Origin of the sequence: Rhizobium sp. AG207R, assembly GCF_027109195.1 — a bacterium.
Lineage (GTDB): Bacteria > Pseudomonadota > Alphaproteobacteria > Rhizobiales > Rhizobiaceae > Rhizobium > Rhizobium dioscoreae.
This window is the reverse complement of the sequence record NZ_JAEPVT010000008.1, coordinates 277,243-299,895: the sequence shown is the minus strand read 5'-3', so window position 1 is coordinate 299,895 and position 22,653 is coordinate 277,243. Positions and strand designations below refer to the sequence as shown.

Sequence of the window (22,653 nt, the reverse complement as noted above, 5' to 3'; positions counted from 1 at the left end):
CAATGGAAGGAACGCATTCGTGACACAGTCCTCACAATCCGAACAACGTAACCAAATCCGGCAGCGTTTTCTGGCGGTCGATTCATCCAACGTCATGGATGCCCTCGACATGATAAACCGGCCAGACCAGGCTCTTCACGCTGACTTCCGGCCCTACCCGGGGGATGGCGGCAAAGTTGCCGGCTTCGCCTACACCATTCGCGGCCAGATGAGCCCGTATGAAGGCACCGGCGATGCAAAGAAGATGGAAGCTTGCCAGGGAATCTCCAGCGACGAAGTATCCGTGTGGAGCGGCGACGGCCAGGGCATCTGCTATTTCGGCGAGCTGATCGGACTCGGCATGAAAGAACGGGGAAGTGTCGGAGCCATCGTTGACGGCGGCATTCGTGACGTTCGCTGGCTTGGTCAGCACAAGTTCCCGGTCTTTGCCCGTTACCGCACACCAACCCAGTCGATTGGCCGTTGGCGCGTCACCGCGCATCAAATCCCCGTCTACATGCGTGGTGCGACGTCCGAATTCGTTATCGTCAATCCAGGCGACTTCTTGCTTGGTGATGACGACGGTCTCGTTGTCGTGCCGGCGGATTGCCTGGACGAGGTTCTGGCGAAGGCCGAAGAGCTGACGCAGAAAGAAATCCTCATCCGTGCCGAGCTCGAAAAGGGGCTGTCACTTGCCGACGCTCTGGCGAAATACGGCCACGTCTGACCCTATCCGGCCGACCAGAGGCCGGAATCGGAAATTGTCAGGCCCCGTGAGGGTAAGCGGAGCATTCCGGTATCCCTGTGGTGATGCGTTTTTACCTCGGTCTCATTTGGCAGCTCATTTAGAATTGGGAGGAATACTATGGCAAACACACAATCAGTGGCACTGTCTGTCTCCGACACTGAAGTTGCGGTCGACATTATCGGGATGAACAAGTGGTACGGCGCCTTTCAGGTGCTGCGCGATATCAACCTCAAGGTCATGCGCGGCGAGCGCATCGTCATCGCCGGCCCCTCCGGCTCCGGCAAGTCGACGATGATCCGCTGTATCAACCGCCTCGAAGAGCACCAGGAAGGACGCATTGCAGTTGACGGAATTGAGCTAACCAACGACCTCAAACGCATCGACGAAGTGCGCCGCGAAGTCGGCATGGTGTTCCAGCACTTCAATCTCTTCCCGCACCTGACCATTCTGGAAAATTGCACGCTGGCGCCGATCTGGGTGCGCAAGATGCCCAAGAAGCAGGCGGAAGAAATCGCCATGCACTTCCTCACCCGCGTCAAGATCCCGGAACAGGCGAAGAAATATCCGGGCCAGCTTTCGGGCGGGCAGCAACAGCGCGTGGCGATCGCCCGCTCACTCTGCATGAAGCCGAAGATCATGCTGTTCGATGAACCGACCTCGGCGCTCGACCCGGAGATGGTTAAGGAAGTGCTCGACACCATGGTAGGCCTTGCCGAAGAAGGCATGACCATGCTCTGTGTGACCCACGAAATGGGTTTTGCCCGCCAGGTCGCCAACCGCGTCATTTTCATGGACCAGGGCCAGATCGTCGAACAGAATTCGCCGAAGGAATTCTTCGACAATCCTCAGCACGAGCGCACCAAGCTATTCCTCAGCCAGATCTTGCATTAGAAGCTGAACCGACGATCGTGTGGCTATAGCATGACCGTTCTCAGTTGCCCACCATAGTGCTAACGACGGTTATTTTTATATGGGAGCCGCTCATCCGCGTCTCCTCGTATGGGCTGAGCATCTCCGTTACAACGAGGTAAGCTCGAATGCGTCTTCCTTTTCGTGTCCAGCGCCTGTCCCGTCGATCGCGACTGAACACTTATGGTGAAGTCGTTCAGCGACGAGTACATCACCTGTTCCGCAGCCACTCCTTGCCGGTGAATTACCGCAGACGCCGTGGCTCTTCGCCGGATATAAAACTCCAACTAGGCTGAAAGGAGGATGGTTTCTTGAGACAGAGGTGGCAACAAGCTCGTAAGTGTTTGGTGGTGTGAGTTGGCCCGAAGCAGGCAGAAGGATCTTGATGAACTGCGCCAGCTCAAGAGCTTAAGGTGACCCCGAGATCGGTGAGTAATCCATCCTTCAACCCGTCAACCCAGCCGTGGATCGAGACTATCTTCCCGGCCGCCCATGCAGATTTCAGCGTCGGTGTGCTTCCCAGGCGTCGGACCTGCTCCGCAATCGATGCTTCGCACAGCCTTTCCAGATCCTTGTCGTTCCACGCCTCGCATTCGCGGCATCGGAACTTCTGATCCGACACATCGCGAATGGGCTGTAACCAGTGCTCAATTAGCCGCGACGGCTCGCCGCTGACTGCAGCGCGAACGCCGCCGCAGCCGTAGTGACCGCAGACGATGAAATGTTTCACACCTAGGTGATGGACGGCATACTCGACGACCGACAGCATATTCAGGTCAGTCGGGTGTATGAGATTGGCGACGTTGCGATGCACGAAGACTTCGCCTGGCTCCAGGCCAGCAATAACATTAGCAGGAACCCGGCTGTCGGAGCAGCCGATCCACAAATACTCGGGTTTTTGCAACTGCGACAGACGCTCAAAGTAATCTGGCCTTTCTGCTCGCCGCTCTACGGACCACTGCCTGTTCCTTGTGAAGAGGTCATCGATCATCAGTGGCTCCGTTGAGTGACACGTTTGTATTTCGCCCAATCACTTCGAGCACCAGTAACCTGGTCACATCGTCAGCGACGAAGCACATGAGACCAGCCAGGAAGCGAATCCGACAGTCAATCGGCTCCGGCTTTTGAAGGCGTCGATTGCTCGGATGACCGCAAGGTCAAAAGCGCCAAGCTGAATATCAGCTGCGGCGGTGCCCGCGATGCAGATGCGTTTCCAACCACTGGCTATAGCGCGACATGAAGAAGCAGAAGCTGAAATAGATCATCCCGATGAAGAGATAGGCTTCTCGATAGAAGCCTAGCCATGCCGGATCCGACAAAGCCGTCCTTGTTGTCATCATCAGATCGAATATGCCGATGATGATGACCAATGACGTATCCTTGAACTGGCCAATGAAGTTGTTGACCATTGGTGCTATCACGAGCTTCAACGCCTGTGGCAGAATGATTTTGAACATTTTTTGCCCGTAGCTCAGGCCGAGGCTGTCGGCGGCTTCATACTGGCCCTTCGGGATCGCCTGCAAACCACCCCGGATCGCTTCGGCAAGGTAAGCCGAGAAGAAAACTGAATAACCCACCAGGGCGCGCAGGAGCTTGTCGATGGTCACATCCCTCGGCAAAAACAGCGGGATCATCACAGAGGCCATGAAAAGCACACTGATCAGAGGCACACCTCGCAACAGTTCGATGAAACCGACGCAAATCGCACGGATCGCCGGCAAGTTCGAGCGCCGACCCAACGCCAGCGCCACGGCTAACGGGAACCCGGCGATCATCCCTATGATCGCAATGATTAGCGTCAGCGGAAGGCCACCCCATTGCGTTGTTTCGACAAAGGGGAGTCCGAAGACGCCACCCCACATGAGAACCCCTCCAATCAAGATGCCCAACGGCCAAAGCACCGCGAGGCCTTTGCCCCAGAGGCTTCGGTTGCAGCTTGCAATCAGGAGCGCGACGGTCAGCACAACAACGATCGCGGGTCGCCACTGTTGGTCGATCGGATATACTCCAAACAGTATGAAGCCCCATTTCTCGTAGACGAAGGACCAGCAGGCTCCGGCGTCCGGTGCACGGCAGGCCGCCGCCGTCTTGGCTCCGGTGACGGCCCTGACGACAGCCCAGTCGAAAAAGGCGGGAACAGTCTTCCAGATCAGCCAGGCCGACAGCAAGGTGAGGACAGCATTGAGGGGCGAACTGAAGAGGTTCTCGCGCATCCAGCGAACCGTGGTGGAAACCTGCAGCAGCGGAGTGATCCCAGGAGATGTGTTGAATACGGTCTTTTCTGACATCTCAGCGCTCCGTTAATGCGACACGCGCATTGAACCAATTCATGAAACCCGAGATCAGCAGGCTAATCGTGAGGTACACAATCATGATGATCGAAATGCCTTCGATGGCCTGGCCGGTCTGGTTGATTGTTGTGTTCGTGATCGACACGAGGTCCGGATAGCCGACGGCTACCGCCAGTGAGCTGTTTTTTGTCAGGTTGAGAAATTCGCTCGTCAGCTGGGGGACGATTACGCGGAAGGCCTGCGGCACGACGACGAGCCTCAGGATCTGGCCACGTTTCAGACCAAGCGCCAACGCAGCCTCGCTCTGTCCCCAATTCACGGCAAGAATACCCGCGCGAACGACTTCAGCGATGAAGGCGGCAGTATAGATGACCAGGCCAAATAGGATCGTGACGAATTCGGGGGAAAGGGTGACGCCCCCGTCGAAAGCGAACCCGGCAAGTTTGGGGGTATCCATCTCCGTGGGCGCGCCGCCTAAGAGCCAGGTGAGCGTCGGTAACGCGACGATCGTAATAGCTGCGACAAGTCCACTCGGTAGTGGCCGGCCCGTTCTGTCCTGGCGACGCCTTGCCCATATCCGAAATCCGATGGCGAGCCCCAAGGCGACCAAGAGCGCTACGGCGACCCAAACCCAGATCGGCGCTGACTGCGGGACGGGTAACATCAGACCGCGGTTACTGAGAATCACTCCCGGCAGTGGCCTGAGCGCTTCGCGCGGTCCGGGGAGGCTTATCGTGACAAAGCCATACCAAAAGAAGAGCTGCAACAACAAAGGCAGGTTACGCGCGAGCTCGACGTATGCTGCCGCGATGCGTCCCACCATCCAGTTTTTCGTCAATCGCAGCATGCCGACGGTTGTGCCAAGCACCGTTGCCAATACGATGCCGAGGATCGCCACGAGCATCGTGTTTAGAAAGCCCACTTCGAGGGCTCGTAAATAGTCAGACGCTGCTGAATAGGAGATGAGGTGCTGTGTGATGTCGAATGACGCGCGATGGGTAAGGAACCCGAAGCCGGTCGTGATGGACTGGCGTGCCAGGTTTTCAAGTGCGTTCGACGCCAGGTACCAGGCACCGCCGAACACCAGACCGACCACCAAAACTTGATAGACCAGGCCGCGAAGCCGAGGGTCGTAAATAAATGAAACTGGCTTCGGCACGGCCGGCTGCGCTCGATCAACAATCGCCAACTCTTAATCCTCCTTGTGAGATGGTCGTTAAATGCTCGCCACGGGAAACCGGGCGCCGCGCGAATCTCCAACCGGCAGCATTTGTCGGCCCAATGTGACGCCGCGGAGGATTCCGCGGCGTCACCGGCGGCTCAATGAGCGGGGGGCGCGTACATCATGCCGCCGTTGGTCCAGAGGGCATTGAGCCCGCGATCAAGCTTCAGGGATGAGCTGGCACCGACGTTCCGGTCGAATATTTCGCCATAGTTGCCGACCTGCTTGATGACGTTGTAAGCCCACTTGTCGTCGAGATGCACGGGTTTGCCGATCCCAGCGACAACTCCCAGCAGTCGTTGAACATCAGGATTCTTACTGCCGCTGAATGTGTCGAGGTTCTTGGAGGTCATCCCCCACTCCTCCGCCTGGATGATCGCGAACACGGTCCAGCGAACGATGTTAAACCATTCGTCGTCGCCTTGGCGTACCACCGGGCCCAAGGGTTCCTTCGAGATGCGTTCGGGAAGGATCAAGTAATCGTCGGGGTTGGGTGCCGCTGCGCGAACCGCAGCAAGCGCCGACGCATCGTCGGTATAAACGTCACAGCGGCCGGAGAAGAACGCCGCGTTGACCTGCGCGATACTGTCGATAACCACGGACGAATACGTCATGTCATTGCTGGCAAAATAGTCGGCGAGATTCATCTCGGTCGTGGTGCCAGGCTGGACGCAGAAGCTCGCGCCATTGAGCTGCTTTGCGCTCGTTGCACCCAGCTTCTTTGCGATCATGAAGCCCTGGCCGTCATAATAAGTCACCGGTCCGAACAGAGCGCCGAGATTGCCTTCGCGTGTGATGGTCCAGGTCGTGTTTCGCGACAGGACGTCGATCTCGCCCGATTGAAGGGCCGTAAACCGTTGTTCCGAGCTCAGCGGCACGAACCTCACCTTACTGGCATCCCCGAGCGTCGCCGCAGCGAAGGCATGGCAAATGTCGACGTCGAGGCCGGTCCATTTGCCGCTGCTGTCCGGTATGCTGAACCCGCCGAGGCCGGTGTTGACACCGCAACGGACATAATCGTTCTTCTTAATGGCATCGAGTGTCGGCCCAGCGGAGGCTGTGCCAGCCAGCATACTGACGCAGATCATCGCGCCAGCGATCGTCAGGATCGTCTTCATGGAATTCCCCTTTATTTTTGCTTGCTTCTTGGTGCACGGGAGCGGCCGAGAGACCAGTCCTGACCGTTTCTAAGCGATCTTTGAAGATTCCGAATCCAACTTTTCGGAGCTTCTGAAGAAACCATTCGTAAGATTCGATCGATCCATGAATCGGATCGAGGAGTGACAAGGACAGTCTGCTTATCTTGAGGACGTTCGGTTCACGCCGCGATCCACACCTGGGTAAGCGGATTGCGCTCCATAGATTCGCACGCAGCTTTGCGCCAACATCCTCTAAGAGTTTTTCAGAGACAACCTTCACGATGAGAACTTGCTCATGAGCTCGGATCAAGTGCGACATCGTACCGGCCGCATGGAGATCGCGGCCGACCGCGAGCTAGTCGGTTTGGGGCGCGCCGTAGATCGCGATCAACAATGCGGGGAGAATGTCGCCCCTCGGCATGCCCCACCTGGAGGGATGCAACAGGCAGCCAGAGAATGGCTCAGGGCGTAGACGCGCGCTCATCGATCGCATTTGCCGCGAAACTGGTTGCTGAGCGCGCCGCATGTAACATCAAGGGCGCGCCAATTCGTTTGGACCACGATCATTCCGTTCAGGCTGCAGAAGCCGCTTGAACTAGGGTTCCGAAATGCTGAACGATCTGTCGGGTGCCATAGACGGGCCAGGCGGGCAGATCCGATGCCTCGGGCTTGCCGCTTCTCGCAAATGCTACAAGTGCGCCTTGGAAAATTCGACTGAGATCGGCGAGTTCATTCCTATCGGCTCCAGCGAGCATCGGCGCGACGCGCCATGTGTCGAAGTTCGCGAACAGGAATGGAAGCTCGATGCAATGGCAGGCCTGAATATTTGGCGTTGGAGACTGCCAGTCGAATCGGTAGACATAGGCCGAGTGCCCGCTTTTGGCTTGCGCCTGCGCCACAGAAAGGCTCGACCCGACAAAGACCTCGTCGGTCATAAGATCGGTCAGCAAGGCGAGAGCTGTACCCGGCACGCGTCTTGCGCGAGCTCTGCGCATCGCGCTCTCTGCATCTGCGCCAAAACGGCGGCGGAAGGCGACAGTGGCGACTTCGTCCGCGATCTTTGCCAGCGCCTCGTTGCCGAGATAAAACGAGGTCATCTCTTCACGTGTCGTGCCGATCATGATGGCACGCCCCGCAGCGACGCCACCCTGAAGTGCATCTCGCGCCTGCATAGAAATAAGGTTGCCGTCGATCACCGGCAGGAATGCAGGCGTCAAGTCGCCCGGAGGAGGAACATGGGCCTTAGCGACTTCGAGTTGGGCTGCCATCAGTCTTTCGATCGGCTGGGCCTCGATGCCGCGGCGATCGCCGGACTCCAAACCAAGTGCGCGCATATATTCCTCACCTATACGCTCCGCCACATCCAAATTTGGCAGGTCGAGGCCTAGCGGTGCACTCATGATGATCGATCTATTAAACAATGCGTCTTGTCCGGGTGCGGCGAGAAGCAGTGCGATCGAAAGGGCGCCCGCCGATTGGCCAGAAACCGTGATGTTTGCCACATCACCATCAAAGGCCGGCGCGATGTCACGGATGAACCGCAGCGCCGCGACCTGGTCGTGAAGACCGAGGTTGCCAGGCGCCACGCCTCTTATCGGAAGAAAACCCAGCGCCCCCAGCCGATAGGTGATGGTCACAACGATCATCCCAGCGTTCCTTGCGAGCAACGCACCGTCATAGCACGGCAATGAGCCACCGCCGGTCATGAAGGCCCCACCATGCAGAAAAACGAAGATGGGAGTTTTGGCCGATCGCTTCTCCGGAACCCAGATGTCGAGATGCAGACAATCCTCGTCTTGTTGCGCCGGATAATCGCCCATGACCTTGGCCAACCGCGACGGCAGTTGTGGCGCGATCGAGCTTTGCCGAGTGCAATCCAGCGGCTCGTTCCACGGGTGGATGGGTTCGGGTAGACGAAAGCGTCGTGGCCCAATCGGCGGTAGCGCATAGGGGACGCCAGTGAACGCGATCACGCCGTCCGATCTCCTGCCGACGATCGGCCCATAGGGGGTTTCGATGACAAGGCTTCTATTCTGCGTCTCTTCCGTCATGGTACTTCTCCTGTGTTTGAATGTTCGGATTTTACCATTGGAAGTGGGCTGATTGTGTCCTAAGATTGGGACGGCTTTGTCCCAAATACGGAACAACAGTGAAAGGTCTTGACGAGCTCTACACATTCAAAATGGTCGTCGATTGCGGCGGCATATCGCAGGCAAGCCGACGTCTCGACGTGCCGAAATCCACGCTTGCGCGACGGCTCGGCGATCTGGAGAAACGACTCGGCGTGCCGCTGTTTCACCGCGGACCGCGGCGGTTTGTGCTCACCAGCTTCGGGCGCGAATGCTATGACCAATGCAGCCGAGTGGTACGAGAGACCGATAAGGTATTCGAAATGGCGGACCGCGCCGCCAATGTGGTTGCCGGTTCTCTGCACGTGGTGTGTCCACCTCTGCTCGGTTCGATCATCATCGAGCAGCTTGCCGCCGAGTTCGTTGACGCCGCCCCAAAGGTGAGATTGCACTTGGAGGAGACGGCATGGCTGCTAGATCCGCGTCTTGTGGCAGCAGATCTCGTTATTCATGCCGCTTTCGAGCCTCTACCGGATATCGATGTCATAGCCCGGAAAGTCGCGTCAACGCCCTATCGGCTCGTTGCGAGACCATCGGTGTTCGGCGGCCGGGCCCCGCCCACCGCGCCTGACGAACTGGCCGGCGTCGATAGTCTTGGCTTCGGGCCATATTCAACCTCATGGGCATGGCTGCTACGCAGGGGGAAGGAGACGCGTCGTGTCACCTTTGAACCACGCTTCTCCACTACACAGCTCAGCGCATTGATAACAGCAGTAATGCGAGGAGTCGGTGTGGCAGCGCTGCCGACCGCCCTGTGCGAAGATCAAGTCCAAGGCGGCGAGCTGGTGGAGATATTGAGCGAATGGAGCCCGCCTGCTGCCGATATTTACGTCGTCTATCCGAGCCGCAGAACCTTGACCGTAGCCGCCAGGCAGTTCCTAACGCTGATCGAGAAACGCCTGCCGACAATACTCGGTCCCTTCAGTTCACGCCATTAACGCTTAATCCTGTTATGTCTGCTATACGGCCGTCAGTTTCTCGATGCCGAGGCCAGACTCGATAATCTCAGTAGGATCAATGGGCTCGACAAAGGCGCTACTGACCTCGATCCATTCCTGCACTCTGATGGGCCGATCGGCTCGGATGCAACGCCAATTGCCCGGTGGACAGCCCGATCAGCGCTCGATTTCGAAAGCGATGGTTCGAATCTTTTCGGACATTCGATACAGTAATATCGTTGCTTGCGTGGCCGCCACGCCGACGCGGGAGTTTGCGATATTTGATCAAGGATAATTTTGCCCTTCGTCTCTATACCAGAGTTGCTCGCTTGGGCAGCTTCTCGGCTGCGGCACGGGAATGCGGCCTGTCACAGTCTCAGGCGTCGCGGATCGTCGCCGATCTCGAGGCTGAGCTTGGTGCAAGGCTGTTAACACGCACCACGCGGGCGGTCGTGCTCACCGAAGCCGGCGCCGAATTCCTGGCCCGCATCGAGCCCATTCTGCTGGCGTTGGATGACGCCGAGCAGAGCGTACGCGAGGGCGAGGAATTGCGGGGGGTACTCAGGATCACCACGCCGACCAGCTTTGGCATTCGCGATGTCATTCCCCGCCTTGCCTCGTTCGCCGAACGGCACCCGAAACTGCACCTCGAAGTGCAGCTCGGCGACCAGCGCCAGGATTTGATCAAGGATGCCGTTGATGTCGCCATACGGCTTGGCCGCCTTGTCGACTCCACGGCAACCGCCAGGCTCATCGCGACGATCCCCCGCGTCATCGTCGCATCGCCCGGCTATCTCGCGCGCCATGGCACGCCGGAGACACCCAACGACCTTGTCCGGCATCGTATCGTCGGCGGCACCGCCGCCGCTGTACCGACCGGTTGGCGATTTGAGCGGAACGGCCAGCAAGCGGCAATCAAGCTGGAACCACACTTTTCGACCGACGAGAACGAGGGTGCCATCGCGGCCACGGTAGCAGGTTTCGGGATTACATCGACGAGCGGCTGGGCCTGTCGCCGCGAACTCGAGGACGGCAGCTTGGTGCGCCTGCTTACCGACTGGAGCTTGGCCGGCATTCCCGTCCACGCCTATTTCCCGATGGGGCGGGCCACACGCGCCGCAGCACGGGCTGCCATCGATCACCTTGCCGCCGACTTCCGGCGCACAGCGATCAATGGATCGCTCTGACCTCGGAGACGGCTCCAACGGGTTCCGAAGGAGATCGCCTCACCATCGATTGATGTATTCCATGCATAGAAATTAGCGGAATCCAGTGGCTACCGACAGAAGCCGGGAAGGCCGATCTTCACCTCACACAACATCAATGTGAGGTCTCTTGATCATGTCCAAGACAACACCGGAGCAGAACAAGGCGCTCGTTCTTGAAGCCTTCAATACGCTGTTCAACAAGCGCAACTATGCTGCCGCCGAACGATATTGGTCAGATCGCTATATCCAGCACAGCGCGCATATCGCACCCGGCCGCGATGGCCTGTTCAACCTGGTCCGCTCGCTTCCCGATACGCTGAAATACGAAAACCAGCTCATCGTGGCGGAAGGCGACTATGTGATCGCGCACGGGCGTTTCTCCGGCAGCGGCCGACCGGCCGCCTGGATTGCCGCCGACGTTGTGCGCATCGACGGCGGTAAGCTCGCCGAGCACTGGGACGTCCTTCAGGACGAGGCGACCAAAGCGGAGTCCCTTAGCGGCTTGCCGATGTTCGGCGACAAATTTCCCCACTGACCACCTCACCCACAGCACTTTTTTGGAGAAACGCCATGAAACTCTCAGGCAACACCATCTTCATCACCGGCGGCGGATCGGGCATCGGACGCGGCCTTGCCGAGGCGCTTCATCAGCGCGGCAACAAGGTCATCATTTCCGGTCGCCGTCGCGCCAATCTCGATGAAGTTATCGCCGCCAACCCCGGTATGTCCGCGGTCGAACTCGACATCACCGATCCTGACAGCATCAGCGCTGTAGCCTCCCGCTTGATCGCCGAGCATCCTGATCTCAATGTCGTCATCAACAATGCCGGGATCATGTTGCCGGATCAAGCTGCCGGACGGATCGACGACAAGCTCATGGTCGATACCGTTGTTACAAATCTCGTCGGACCAATCCGCATGACATCGGCCCTGATCGAGCACCTGAAAGGCAAGGACGACGCTGTCGTCGCGTACACCAGTTCGGTACTCGGCTTCGTCCCGATGGCTGTTACGGCCGTCTATTCGGCGACAAAGGCTGCTCTTCATTCCTATGCGTTGTCGCAACGCTTTCTCCTGAAGGATTCCGGCGTTCGCGTGCTAGAGATCGCCCCGCCCTGGGTGCGGACTGACCTTATGAACAGCCGAGAGGCCGCGGAGGCAATGCCGCTCGACCAGTTCCTTGAGGAGACGATGGCAGTACTCGGCACCGACTCCGACGAGATCCTGGTTGAGGGTGCGAAGGCGTTTAGAGCGAATGCCGGCCCAAATGAACATGCCCTCGTCAACAGCTTCAACGAATTTGCGTCTGCACGCTTCGCTGAAGGCTGAGACGACAATTACCGGCGCTGTCGAAGAAGCAGACGGGTGACCAACGAGGCCATGCGGCTTGCCGAGCAAGACATAGGCCAAGCGATCGATGCCGGCAGTGGCCATACCTTCGGGTATGGCCACTGCCATGAGATACTCCAAAGTTCGTCAGCCGCGACCTAATCGTCCTATGCGCAAAACCACAGCCGTCAGCGGTTCGCCTTGAATGTTGCTGCAGAGCTTCCGGGCAAGAGTGGCCGCTGTCTGCCTGTACGCCGTGTCCTCCAGCAACATTTTGATTAATGCCTGAAGCTCCTGACCGCTGTCGGTCGCTACCTTCTTTCTGGCGCCGATATCTACGACACGACGAGCACTGAGTTGTTATTCGGGAAGCGTAGTGCCAGGAGCATTGGGATTCCCATGGTCATGCATCGCGTCAGCAAACCCGCGCCGCCGTTGGTAATTGCCAAATCAGCAGCACCGAGAATCCCGCTGAGATCAAATGCTTGCCGGGAGATGACGATCTCTCGGCTATTCGACTTTATATCAGCATTCGGGCAAACACAGATGGCCATCGCTCCAACGAGCTCGACCTCGTTCAGAACTTATATACGCCCACGATGACCTCTTTCACCAATGTGGCGGAACCCCAAAGCCTAGCACTACTTTGGCAGATTAACCGGCCATTTAGGGGTCAGAACAAGATCAGTGCGAAATAGTACGCTTAGGCGGGAAAGTGATGCTGGAGATCGACATTCGTTCCCTAAAACGTGCGCTAAGTAGGATTTCACCCTAAAGCTTCATGTTGCAGCACAGGCCGTAAGTTACGGAAAATCTGTACGAATTCTGTTATCGTACGATTTCGCACTGATCTTGTTCTGGCCCCAATCTGCTGCGAGGCGTCAAGTTCTTCGAGCAGGGCGAGCGTCCGCCTTCGATAGTCCGGTCCCAATTTGCTGGCTGCGGCGAGACGGCGACAGACATTACCGTCCCGTGCTGCGCTTTGAAGCGATAGGGCCAGAGAATGCCCGGCAACACCGGGCTCATTATAGATCGTCTTGAACACACTTGTTGGCGACGCGTGCTTCTGGGGTAAGGATAATACCGCCGGTGCGAGGTTGTTAGCTGGGACGCTCGCTTGAATTGGTTAGCTCGTCGGGCAGCTGGCCATCGATAAGCTGGCGATGCAGCTCCGCCAGATCCCCGTCTTCTATCGAAGATGCAATCTCCTTGTGAGTCCGAACCACACGCGGCCTCGCGTAATGCGCAAGCAGCTCGTCGGAGGGCCGTTCTCCGAGAAGTGCGGTGAGTTGCCCCTCGTCAGGATATTCTCGGTCGGTGTGGAAAGTTCGGGTGAACCCCTTGGCTCCCAGTCTGTAGATCGCAGTGTGCAGGACGCGACCGCCAAATCCGCTGTTATAGCCGGGGCCCCCGAACACACCCTTTTCTCCGGCTATGATCCAAATGGCAGCCAGTCCTTCACGATCCAGCATGCTTAGGAACACCTCACGGTCCACCAAGGCTGCCTGATAGCCAGGCTCGATGACGGACGGATCGAAGAACCGAGTGACGCCCAAGATGTCGACGAAGGTCGGCTTCCTACCATCGGAAAGCCTGAGACCCATTGCGTTTGCGAGCCAAGGCGCTGGCAGTTCAATCCGCACCGTGTCATCGATTGAGTAATCATAGCCGCCGCGCTCACAATAATACTCGCTTGTGGTTGGGCGCACGGGAGCGGCAAACTGATTCCAATTATCAGGTTGCACCCAATCTTCTGCACCATCCAGGCTAGGATGCCAAGGATACTCGCCAAGGTAATAGTGTCTGTCGAAGTGAAATTCGGGGATGCTGCTCGGATTGGTAACAATCCGCGTCTTCAACTTTTTCGCGACCTTCGCCTCATCCTTTTTGGCCACGACGATGCAGCTAACGCGATACCAGGTGTCCCGCTGCATCTCTTTGTTCTCACCGTCGATACCGGACTGCCGCCACGAGGCGAAACTGTGCAGGGGCAACCACCGGCGCCCGGTCTTGGGATCTGTAAGATCGATGAATGAGGCGTCGTTTAGCAAGTCATTTTCGCTGTCGAGCCAAGCTAGGCGTTCCAGTGGCGTGATTTGGCGAAGCCGGGGCTGGACGGGCACCCACCACGTACGCGGCCATTCTTTCCAGCCGTCGTAATGTGTCTTCGTCACCAACAGCGAAGGATCGATGTCACGGAGGCCGATTTCTCGCGCACCGGTGTAGGATCGCGGACCATCGTTGCCGTAACTATCCCCCATGAAGAGCAGGTTATCGGCCATTCTGGCAACCAGCTCACCCAGCGCCAGCCATTGATACTTCTTGCCGATCCGCTCTACTCGATGGTCGTGTCGGTCATGAGTGGGGTCGCGTTCGAGCGCAGCAAATCGCTCGGGTGTCCAGCCTAGCTCATGCGCCCGCTTGCATATCCAGCGACGGGCCCAGCCTTGGTTGAAGCGAGCAGAGTAGTCGTGCGACTGATCGGAGAATAGCCAGTGGCGGTATTGCCTCGCGGTGACTCGATATTCTTCCCACGTATCGCTCGATATCGACTTTTGGAATGCCATTTCTGCAGCCTTGAGCGCCGTGCGCTCCGGAGTTTCCTGGTAGCCTATCTGACTGCTGGCCGCCTTAGCGGCCGCCATCATGGCATCATAGGTCTCAAGCTGCTCAGCCGTAGCGGTGGGAATAAATTCTTGCACCCATCCCCTCGCCAAATCCGAGGCGCGCGGGCATTCGGAGGCGGATAGGGGAACGGGTGCCCACCGATCGATCTTATGATCGATGACGTAGCGGGCGAAATCGCCGTCATTAATGACGGAGCTTGTGATAGCATCGCCAAAGAACGAGCCATTATAGTTCTGCTTGTAGCTCTCGATCACTGCGTCGGGGACATACTCGATCGGCCAAGGGCTACGGTAAGGTGGCTGCACACTAGCAAGATTCACTAAAGTCGGAACATGCCCACGCCATTCGGCGTAGATCAGCAGACCGCGGGCGTGATCGCGCAGCAATTCGTTGAGCGGTGGCGACCCACTCGCGAACACAAGTTCGTACGTCACCTCTGCCAGCTCGGATAAGCCTTCCGTCGATTTGCCCTGAAGGGCCGCTCCGTATACGGCGGCGAACAGCCTCTCATGAACGTATAGATCGTCTACCAGAGCGAATGCGCGCAGGGTGGCTGCGGCGAGAGCGAGGCGTGTCGCAAAGATGCAGGCTAACGCCTTCGTCGTCCTGTCCCGCACCATGCGATTGGAGCTGGTCAAGAACCATCCCAATACCAGCGCGGTCAGTCGGGCGCGCTCATCGTCGATGGTGCCCATGCCGCTCTGCATCGCCCATCCGATGAGAACCCCAACCGCGTCTTCCTCGTCGCCACGTCCATTGAGATACGCTGTCCAATCGGCGTCCCGTTCGGGCATGGCGCGAGGAAGCAGGGCCTGATGTAGGTGGTCCGCGTTGAATTTATTGCGGGGCTCGGTGGCGACCGAGACGAGGAGATCACGGACCCGGTTTTTATCATTGAGCTTCTGGACGAGCGTCAGAGTTCTATCGGTGAAATAGGATTGTTCGCGCCATAGTAGGCTCTCGGCAAAGGCACGCTGAATGGTCCAGTCATGCTCTGACCGGAGATCGACAATCTCCACACCTACCTGCTCGGGCAGCTGAATGGCGATCGCCTCGATTACGCCGGCGTATCGGGTGTTCTCCGCACCAAATGTCAGCTCACCCAGGCGTGTTCCAGGCGCAAAGGACGCTTCAACATTGGTGCTGTCCAAATGCTCTCGAAGCAGGCGGCCGGCGATAGCGTGATCGCTGTATCGCTCGAACGTGAAGCGAACCATCGGGCTCACCGATCCGTCGTGTTGTCGAACTAACTCGATCGCTAACACACCTTCGCTCTCGAACTGAGCGAGCAAGCTTCGATCCAAACCGCCATTGGACGGGAGTACTGCTTCGAGCGCAGATATGACTTCCGGCTTCGGCGCGTAATTTTCTCCGCAAGCGACCAGTGTGTCCGCAAAGCGAGTCAAAGCGGTTTCAACCAACTCTAGATGGGGGTCCAGCTTCATTCGCCGCGTGATGGCGCGCACCACGGCTTGATTGTAGAAGCCAAAAATTGCGCCGACGCCCCGTAGCCCGCGGGGCAGCTCATTCTTTCCTTCGCGATCAAGGAAGTCGCAACATGTCTTCAGGAACAGGGGGTTAAGGAACTCAGGGACAAGGTTCGGCGCTCCTGGCCGAACGATTCCGCGCTTTGCCAGGTAGACATTCGCTGCCTCACCGCTCCGACCGCCGAACCCCTTATGCACCACCCGGGGCAGTTGCTCTTTATCGAGGGTATCCGGCACCACGTGAGCCACGTAGGTTGATCGACACGACAGCACGATACCAACACGCGGGAAAGGCTCCGCGGTTTTCAAAAATGCCGCGAGGCGCTCCGGCCAGATATCTGGTCCGTGCCGTTCGTTGATAGCGTCAATACAAACCAGCGCACGAACATCAGCGGCTTGAGCTGCGGCATCGAGCATTCCCAAAAACTGTTTGGCTTGAAGACCGGCGGGCAGATCCAATTGCTCCATGACCTGCCGCCATGGTTCGCCTTCGATCATGGCGCTACCAAGGACCAAGACTGCGGGCCGGTTAGCATGAACCTGATGTTCCACTACATCGGCCAGCAAATGAGACTTTCCGGTCCCGGCGCTGCCTTGGAGCAGTACTGCATGCACGTTTACCAACCGCCATCGATTGGAGCTCAGAGCGGCTTCAACGTCACTGAGCAGATCACCAAATCGATAGAGGCTTTCGCGAGCCCACGCTTGATCGGTGACGCCATGGTCGGAATTGCCTTCGGGCAGCGTATAGACCCAGGCGAGAGCATCGCGCACGGCTGTGTAACACTCGCGAACCGCCTTCACCCATCGCTCCAAAGGATACAACGCCTCAGGGCCGATAGCATCCCCGTCAAAGGCGATGTTGAGAGCTGATATCGCATCGCTCAGCGCCCTTGTTTGGGATGCAGGCGTATTGTTGTTGGCCCGCAACGCCGAGCGCAGAGTGGTCGCCCCTTTGTCGGCAATGCTCAATCCCCACTCTTGAACGGTAGCTTCGAGGTACGGATCACGAGCGAAGGCCAAAAAGTCTTGGCGGATCGGTAATTCCACGTTCGAATCAGGGGTGTAGCGAGAACCGAGCGCTTCTCTGGCCTTGCCGTATTGTTCGGAAAACCACGCGCGGGTCAGCATCTCCTTGCTGAACCAGTAGAGAAGGCGGCCAGAATATCCTGGCTTGTCGATCGTCAGCTTTCCGCTCAGCTCACTCTTACCCCAGAGCGAAATGGTAAGTGCGTGGCCTTGGGTCTTGGCGGACTTTTCCCATTTTTCCTTCCACGCCTCCCATTTCTGTCGTGCGCTTGTTCCTTTCGCCGGACGTGAATCTGACAGATCAAACGGCAGACAGACTATTAGGTGAGTCAGCTTCGGATGCTTTTCAATGGCGGCCGTAGCGGACTTATCTAGCTGCGCACTCAGGCTGGAATCCCAGTCAAAGACGTATTTTGCTTGCCATCCCAGTTCATCTCCGCTGGGGAGCTTATAGAAACACTCCAGACCGGCATCGCCTCCGCGTCCCTTGCGTGTGAACACTGCGCCAGCGTGTTGGTCCTCTAGTGAGGCCAGTTGAGAACACAGCTCTTCGAAGCCCGTATGGCGGCTTCCGTCATGAGGGCGAATGTTTGAGAAGTCGATGTCGGGTAGCTTCACGGCGGCAGGTCACGTTGTAATAGTCAGGTTCGAGAAGGCTAATTTGTTCGTCATTGTCCATTGCTCGGCGTTGATGGATCTCGACGGAAACCCACACTCTCGACGCTTCTTAGAAAGATTGGGACGTTACCGGGGGCGAGCCGCACGGGCGTGGGAGCCAGCTCGCCCGACTTCGCCGTTACGTTCGGCGCAGCCACCGCCTCCCTGAACTCCTTAAGCGCGAACAGAATAAGGACTCCGATGAGCAAGACATAGATCAGGACGACAGCGATTTTGACGCGATGGTAGTCCTTAACACTTCCTTCGATGGGATCGTCGCTGATTTCACGGACCTCGTCCTGTGAGAGGACCAGATTAAGGCGCTTGCTCCACACTAACCGAGCTTTAGCCTGCGATGCCAGGTATCTCCTGTTCAAATACAGCTGGACCTGCAGCGAGAATAGCAGGAACACGGCTGCTCCGAATGCGAAGAAACCCGCAATCCAGAGGTTCGGCGCCTTGCCAGCGTCGGGCAGGACCTTGATGACGAAGGGCGTGGTCGCAACCGCCAAGTCCTTCCATAGCGCCGACGTCATGTCTTGCGCTTTCTGACTCGCCTTCTGCGCCTCATCGGTAACGGTCTTGCGCAGCTCGGCAATCGCCTTGAGCGTCTCTTTGCTGCTGGACTTTACATATGCACTATAGGCCGCCTGCGCGGAGTCGAGGCTGCCGAGCCCAAGACCGGCGGGACCAGCGATAACGTGCGATCTCGCCCACTCCGTCGCCAAAAGCAGATGTCGCGTGTCGGCATCCTTTGCCCCATCCGCAAATACCCATGTCGCTCCCTCATTGAGACGCTCATGGATGCCAACAACCTCGTCGTCTGATACCTGGACCTTGCAGGCTGGCGGACCCGCAAATTGATAGACCGTGCCCGTTTCACCGATATAGACTTGGTTAGCCAGCGCAGCGAGCAGACGTCCAGCCGCCAGTTTGACCCAGCATGCGTAGGCAGCGGACGATACGACAGGCCTTGACTGGATCAACCAGCACCTGATGTCGGTGGGAACAACGTTGTCCTTCGTGAGATCATTAGATGTCCTTCTAGGATCGGGCAGCGCTTCCGATGGCGCGAAGTCGGGGACAGGATCAAGCGTCCAAGCCTGATAGGGGTCAGGTGGCGCGTGAGTTACGAGGGACGACCAGGCTTAGATTTTGGTCTGGAAGCAACTATCCGCGCAGAATTAGCCGCAGCGCCGTGGGCTTCGACGAGGTCTTCGGCCCATTCGCTTTTGTGAAAGCCGACATTGTCGAGAATGACGACGTCTCCCGCAGACAGGGTCGGCGAAAGTTGTGTCTCGACCCAAGTCTCGAAGATGCTCCGGTTCATCGGTGCGTTGACAATCCAAGGCGCAATCATGCCATGCGATCTCAAACCGGCGGTGAAGGTTTGGGAGCCGTCGATGACGAGGCCGGCGAAACCTGCGGCCTGTTCCAGGTCGAGGACGTAGCTGGCCAGCAGGTCAGTTGCGGTCCAGGCTGGTCGCAATCCGGTGCCGATCTCGACGAGACAATCCGCATGTTCATCCGAGCCTTTCCGATGCAGGAGCTGGAAGCACGGAATGAAGACTGTATCAATGAAATGCTGGCCGCGAAGGTTGCGTAGCTGCCGTCGACTGCCTTGCGGCGCTCGGCGGCTCCTGATCGTGCGCATGAGACATTGAATGGCATGACATGATGCCCGATCGCTCGATTTCGGTTTCGGACGCAGGAAGAAACTATTACCCGTGCTCATGCGCCATCCCGGAAGCATTCCGACGCCAGGCTTGCCCCTTAACGAACTCTACCAAATCCTGGCACAACATGGGTTTAGCTAACCAAAATCCCTGGAGAATGTCGCAGCCAAGATCTCGAAGTATGGTGGCCTGGCTATCCGTTTCCACGCCTTCCGCGGTAGACCTCACACCCAGAGAGTGACCCATGCCGATAATGGAGCCAACCAGTTCCCTCTGCTCTCGCGACGTGTCGATGTTACGGATGAAACGGCGGTCGATCTTCAACGCACTCGGGCGTAGATGCAGCAGGCTCATGATCGAGGCATGTGCCGAGCCGAAATCATCCACTTCGATCGCGATCCCGAGCTGGCGGATGCAATCGAGATTTTCCTGCATTGGCCTGTCCAATTCGTCGAGCACTATAGATTCCAGAAGTTCGAAGGAGAACCGACTGGCCAACTGCGGCTCGATATTGAGCAAGGTCTTGAGCTTGGGATCGTGCAAACGTCGGGCAGAAACGTTGACAGAGCATTTGGGAATAAAAATCCCGCTTTCGGCCCAAATCCCAATGTCTTCCATGGCCTTGCAAAAGATCAGGTGATCAAGGTCGCTGACGACGTTCATCTCTTCCGCAATCGCGAGAAATTCACCTGGTGTGAGCAGACCGCGCGTTGGATGCCGCCAACGGATGAGGGCTTCGACACCGACAATATCAAGTGTTACGGCATCGAACTGGGGCTGATACATCGGGAGGAATTGATTGCGTTCAAGCCCAACCAGAATCTCGTCAGAGATTTGCTTTACGGTTACCACGCGGTTATGCGACTGACTTGAGTAGAAGTCAAAGCGGTTGCGCCCATGCTCTTTGGCTTGGTAGAGCGCCATATCGGCGTTAACCAGGAGGCGGCGTACATCGACGTTGCGACCCATTTCATAAGCGATGCCGATACTCGTACCCGAGCGACACTCGATGCCATTTATATTCACAGGCTTGCGCAGTGCCTCTATAATGCTTGCCGACATCGCTTGAAGCGGTTCCAGCGAACCGTCAAATCCGACGATGGCAATGAATTCATCGCCACCAAGGCGAGCAACGAACTCGTCCCGTCCGACACTTTCCTTCAGTACCTTCGCGGTATGCTGCAGCAGAACATCGCCAGCATGGTGCCCATGGGTATCATTGATCTGCTTGAAGCGATCGAGATCAAAATGAAGCAACGCGACACCCAAACCGGTTGCTTTGCAATCGGCCTCAATGGCAGGGATCTTTTCCTCCAGATATCGACGGTTGGGCAAGCCCGTCAGAGGATCATGCAGTGCAACGTATTCGATGTGCTTTTTGGCGGATTCGAGTTCGACGTTCCTGGCTTCCGCGAGTTTCTTCGCGTGTTCAAGATCGCGCTGGAGGGCAAGATCGGTAGTGACATCCCAATTGGCGCCAATCATCTTGCGATGGCCATCAGTGTCGATGAAGGGTAGCGTTCTGGATCGAATGAAATGCTCGGTTCCGTCACGGAGAATTACCCTATACTCGTCCGAAAAGGGGATAAGGTTCGCGACGTGGTGATCTACCTTCCTGAAGACCCGCTCCATATCCTCGGGATGCAACATCGATTCCCACAAACCGCCAATCTTCACTTCGCCTTGATGCTCGACATTGTAAAGCCGATACATGCCCGCGTCCCATTCGGCGGTACCCAGATCAAAATCGGCCTCGAAAACACCGATTCTGGAAGCTTCTAATGCCAGTTTGAGGCGGCGCGATATCCGCTCGAGTGTCTCTTCCGAATTTCTTCTGGCCGTTATATCTATGTCAGTACCGACGACCCGAAGAGGTCGATTTTTGGCATCCCATTTGACACAGCCACCCCGGCATTCGATCCAGATCCAGTGGCCCTGCCCATGTTTATAGCGATACTGAAATACACTGGGGCTTCCGTCTCCACATCGCTGCGCGCCAATGCCATCGATAACCGTTTGCCGATCGTCCGGATGGATCTCCTCGAGCAGTTCGTCCAGCGACTGAGGAACAGGATCCTCCGCGGATAAGCCGCGGATCTCCCGCCATATATCTGAGTAGTACGTCTCCTGCCGCTCGAGATCATGATCCCACACGGCCGTGCGGCTGGCGAGTAGAGCGAAGTTCCATGGTCTTTCTGCCTCCGTCTCCACCGCAGCCTGAGCGGAACGTGCGTCGGCCGGAATAAAACGCGCCAATACGCCCGCGGCGTCGGTCGCTCTCACCAATTCGATCAAGACATGCCAGGACGAACCGTTGTGACTACGCAAATGGATCTGCGCCATCCGGATGGTCCCGGGTTTCGCCACCGCTGCCATGAGCTGTGCATCGAAGATAACGGCATCATGAGCATCGAGAAAGTCGCGGATGTTTCTTCCAACGAGAAACCCGGGAAGAAATTGGCCGACATGTGCACACGCGGCATTTACAGCCATCACATCTCCATTAGGAAGCAAGGCGGCTGCAGCGAAGTTCGTGGTATCTAACCAAACCGCAACCGAGGAGCAATCATCCTCTGGAAGGCGATCGGCTATCTCGGCGGCTGAATTCAATTGAGTTCGCTCCAATGATCCAAAGGTGATGGAACAATGAGCTTCATCGATGTGAATAAATTTGCCGTTAATTGGGCTTAAAACAGGATCCGCCGCTCATCTGACCTTTGGCCGGACAGAGCTGAACCGAAATCGCGACCGGTTGCTACCTTGAGCGCGCCAGCTAACCGCATCAGCGAAATTCCCGGAAATCAGCTTTCTGTCTCAATGAACGACGGATCTCCTGAAAACACGGGAATGAATCGTCCATCGTGCTGTTTTCCGGCGAAGATCTGGGCTATTCGGCCGGCCTGCAGCCGTTCGATGTCCCGTGGATACATGAAACCAACAGCTTCGCTCAAACAAATGCGACCACGGAGCTCCTCCAGGTAGACCGTGATCATTCTATCGAAGGCTCTATGCGCGCGGTGTTTCGACGCGCGATCCAAAAGCTCCCAATCATCGTAGAAAACCGCCAAGGCCTTCGCGCGCGCGTGTTTGTGCCTTTTTGTTTTCAAAGCTCCCTCTATCGTTCGCGTGAGTTTTTTGCTGTGAATTGATGCTCCGAATCCTTGCCGGTGTTTCCCCTGTTAGACGGAACAATTCAAATATGGCACGCAAGCAGACTGGTTCGACCTCCCAAGTCTCATGTCTGCGCTCCCGCGAGCCAATAGGTTCTGAACCCGCACTTTGCG

17 protein-coding genes are annotated in these 22,653 nt (G+C 57.3%); 7 read left to right on the top strand and 10 right to left on the bottom strand.

All coding sequences use genetic code 11. The features are described 5' to 3' along the window. The first annotated feature begins 19 nt into the window (after positions 1-19). Both JJQ51_RS21035 and JJQ51_RS21030 read left to right on the top strand, forming a co-directional pair. Entirely contained in the window at positions 20-706 is a 687-nt protein-coding gene (locus tag JJQ51_RS21035) for an RraA family protein (RefSeq protein WP_269245271.1), read from the top strand. Positions 707-844: 138 nt separating this feature from the next. Then, complete coding sequence (locus JJQ51_RS21030) at positions 845-1,618, top strand: amino acid ABC transporter ATP-binding protein (protein ID WP_269245270.1); 774 nt, start codon at positions 845-847, stop codon at positions 1,616-1,618. A 418-nt stretch (positions 1,619-2,036) separates the two neighbouring features. On the opposite strand, the gene JJQ51_RS21025 is transcribed toward JJQ51_RS21030, so the two are convergent. From JJQ51_RS21025 to JJQ51_RS21005, 5 genes are all read right to left on the bottom strand, one after another. Then, a complete protein-coding gene (locus JJQ51_RS21025; protein ID WP_442967341.1) occupies positions 2,037-2,657 on the bottom strand; it encodes a carbonic anhydrase in 621 nt (206 codons plus the stop codon). A 157-nt stretch (positions 2,658-2,814) separates the two neighbouring features. Beyond that, positions 2,815-3,924 carry an amino acid ABC transporter permease gene (locus tag JJQ51_RS21020; RefSeq protein WP_269245268.1) on the bottom strand — a complete coding sequence of 370 codons (1,110 nt, stop codon included), beginning with the start codon at positions 3,922-3,924 and terminating at the stop codon, positions 2,815-2,817. Between the two features lies 1 nt (position 3,925). Continuing rightward, positions 3,926-5,116, bottom strand: a complete 1,191-nt coding sequence (locus JJQ51_RS21015; protein ID WP_269245267.1) for an amino acid ABC transporter permease — start codon at positions 5,114-5,116, stop codon at positions 3,926-3,928. A gap of 131 nt (positions 5,117-5,247) precedes the next feature. Further along, positions 5,248-6,267, bottom strand: a complete 1,020-nt coding sequence (locus tag JJQ51_RS21010) for an amino acid ABC transporter substrate-binding protein (protein ID WP_269245266.1) — start codon at positions 6,265-6,267, stop codon at positions 5,248-5,250. A gap of 593 nt (positions 6,268-6,860) precedes the next feature. Continuing rightward, complete coding sequence (locus JJQ51_RS21005; RefSeq protein ID WP_269245310.1) at positions 6,861-8,339, bottom strand: carboxylesterase/lipase family protein; 1,479 nt, start codon at positions 8,337-8,339, stop codon at positions 6,861-6,863. A 98-nt stretch (positions 8,340-8,437) separates the two neighbouring features. Between JJQ51_RS21005 and JJQ51_RS21000 the strand changes: the two genes are divergently transcribed. The 4 genes from JJQ51_RS21000 to JJQ51_RS20985 all read left to right on the top strand — a co-directional run bounded on the left by JJQ51_RS21000 (position 8,438) and on the right by JJQ51_RS20985 (position 11,892). Then, positions 8,438-9,355: a LysR substrate-binding domain-containing protein gene (locus JJQ51_RS21000; protein WP_269245265.1), complete on the top strand. Its 918-nt coding sequence runs from the start codon at positions 8,438-8,440 to the stop codon at positions 9,353-9,355. 281 nt (positions 9,356-9,636) lie between these two features. Then, positions 9,637-10,542, top strand: coding sequence for a LysR family transcriptional regulator (locus JJQ51_RS20995; protein WP_269245264.1), 906 nt, complete (start codon positions 9,637-9,639; stop codon positions 10,540-10,542). Between the two features lie 154 nt (positions 10,543-10,696). Beyond that, a complete protein-coding gene (locus JJQ51_RS20990; RefSeq protein ID WP_269245263.1) occupies positions 10,697-11,098 on the top strand; it encodes a nuclear transport factor 2 family protein in 402 nt (133 codons plus the stop codon). Positions 11,099-11,133: 35 nt separating this feature from the next. After that, positions 11,134-11,892, top strand: coding sequence for an SDR family oxidoreductase (locus tag JJQ51_RS20985; RefSeq protein ID WP_269245262.1), 759 nt, complete (start codon positions 11,134-11,136; stop codon positions 11,890-11,892). A 1,100-nt stretch (positions 11,893-12,992) separates the two neighbouring features. Here the strand turns inward: JJQ51_RS20985 and JJQ51_RS20980 are convergent. The 3 genes from JJQ51_RS20980 to JJQ51_RS32985 form a co-directional block, all read right to left on the bottom strand. Next, positions 12,993-17,654 (bottom strand): hypothetical protein, encoded by a 4,662-nt coding sequence (locus tag JJQ51_RS20980; RefSeq protein ID WP_269245261.1) that lies wholly within the window; start codon positions 17,652-17,654, stop codon positions 12,993-12,995. 50 nt (positions 17,655-17,704) lie between these two features. After that, entirely contained in the window at positions 17,705-18,679 is a 975-nt protein-coding gene (locus JJQ51_RS20975; protein WP_269245260.1) for a hypothetical protein, read from the bottom strand. A gap of 143 nt (positions 18,680-18,822) precedes the next feature. Beyond that, on the bottom strand, positions 18,823-19,023 hold the full coding sequence (locus JJQ51_RS32985) for a hypothetical protein (protein WP_442967336.1): 201 nt from the start codon (positions 19,021-19,023) through the stop codon (positions 18,823-18,825). A gap of 33 nt (positions 19,024-19,056) precedes the next feature. Between JJQ51_RS32985 and JJQ51_RS20970 the strand changes: the two genes are divergently transcribed. After that, the gene (locus JJQ51_RS20970) at positions 19,057-19,299 is read left to right on the top strand and encodes a hypothetical protein (RefSeq protein ID WP_269245259.1); all 243 of its coding nucleotides are present in this window, start codon (positions 19,057-19,059) and stop codon (positions 19,297-19,299) included. Between the two features lie 115 nt (positions 19,300-19,414). Here the strand turns inward: JJQ51_RS20970 and JJQ51_RS20965 are convergent, their stop codons facing one another. Further along, a complete protein-coding gene (locus JJQ51_RS20965; protein WP_269245258.1) occupies positions 19,415-21,979 on the bottom strand; it encodes a sensor domain-containing protein in 2,565 nt (854 codons plus the stop codon). 191 nt (positions 21,980-22,170) lie between these two features. Next, the gene (locus JJQ51_RS20960) at positions 22,171-22,362 is read right to left on the bottom strand and encodes a hypothetical protein (protein ID WP_269245257.1); all 192 of its coding nucleotides are present in this window, start codon (positions 22,360-22,362) and stop codon (positions 22,171-22,173) included. Positions 22,363-22,653: the final 291 nt, after the last annotated feature.

What these genes read in the sequence shown, in the direction of transcription:
- JJQ51_RS21030 (WP_269245270.1), top strand. Translation starts at nt 845, where the DNA reads ATGGCAAACACACAATCAGTGGCACTGTCTGTCTCCGACACTGAAGTT.
- JJQ51_RS21020 (WP_269245268.1), bottom strand. Translation starts at nt 3,924, where the DNA reads ATGTCAGAAAAGACCGTATTCAACACATCTCCTGGGATCACTCCGCTG.
- JJQ51_RS21010 (WP_269245266.1), bottom strand. Translation starts at nt 6,267, where the DNA reads ATGAAGACGATCCTGACGATCGCTGGCGCGATGATCTGCGTCAGTATG.
- JJQ51_RS21005 (WP_269245310.1), bottom strand. Translation starts at nt 8,339, where the DNA reads ATGACGGAAGAGACGCAGAATAGAAGCCTTGTCATCGAAACCCCCTAT.
- JJQ51_RS20990 (WP_269245263.1), top strand. Translation starts at nt 10,697, where the DNA reads ATGTCCAAGACAACACCGGAGCAGAACAAGGCGCTCGTTCTTGAAGCC.
- JJQ51_RS20985 (WP_269245262.1), top strand. Translation starts at nt 11,134, where the DNA reads ATGAAACTCTCAGGCAACACCATCTTCATCACCGGCGGCGGATCGGGC.
- JJQ51_RS32985 (WP_442967336.1), bottom strand. Translation starts at nt 19,023, where the DNA reads ATGAACCGGAGCATCTTCGAGACTTGGGTCGAGACACAACTTTCGCCG.
- JJQ51_RS20970 (WP_269245259.1), top strand. Translation starts at nt 19,057, where the DNA reads ATGCGATCTCAAACCGGCGGTGAAGGTTTGGGAGCCGTCGATGACGAG.
- JJQ51_RS20960 (WP_269245257.1), bottom strand. Translation starts at nt 22,362, where the DNA reads ATGATCACGGTCTACCTGGAGGAGCTCCGTGGTCGCATTTGTTTGAGC.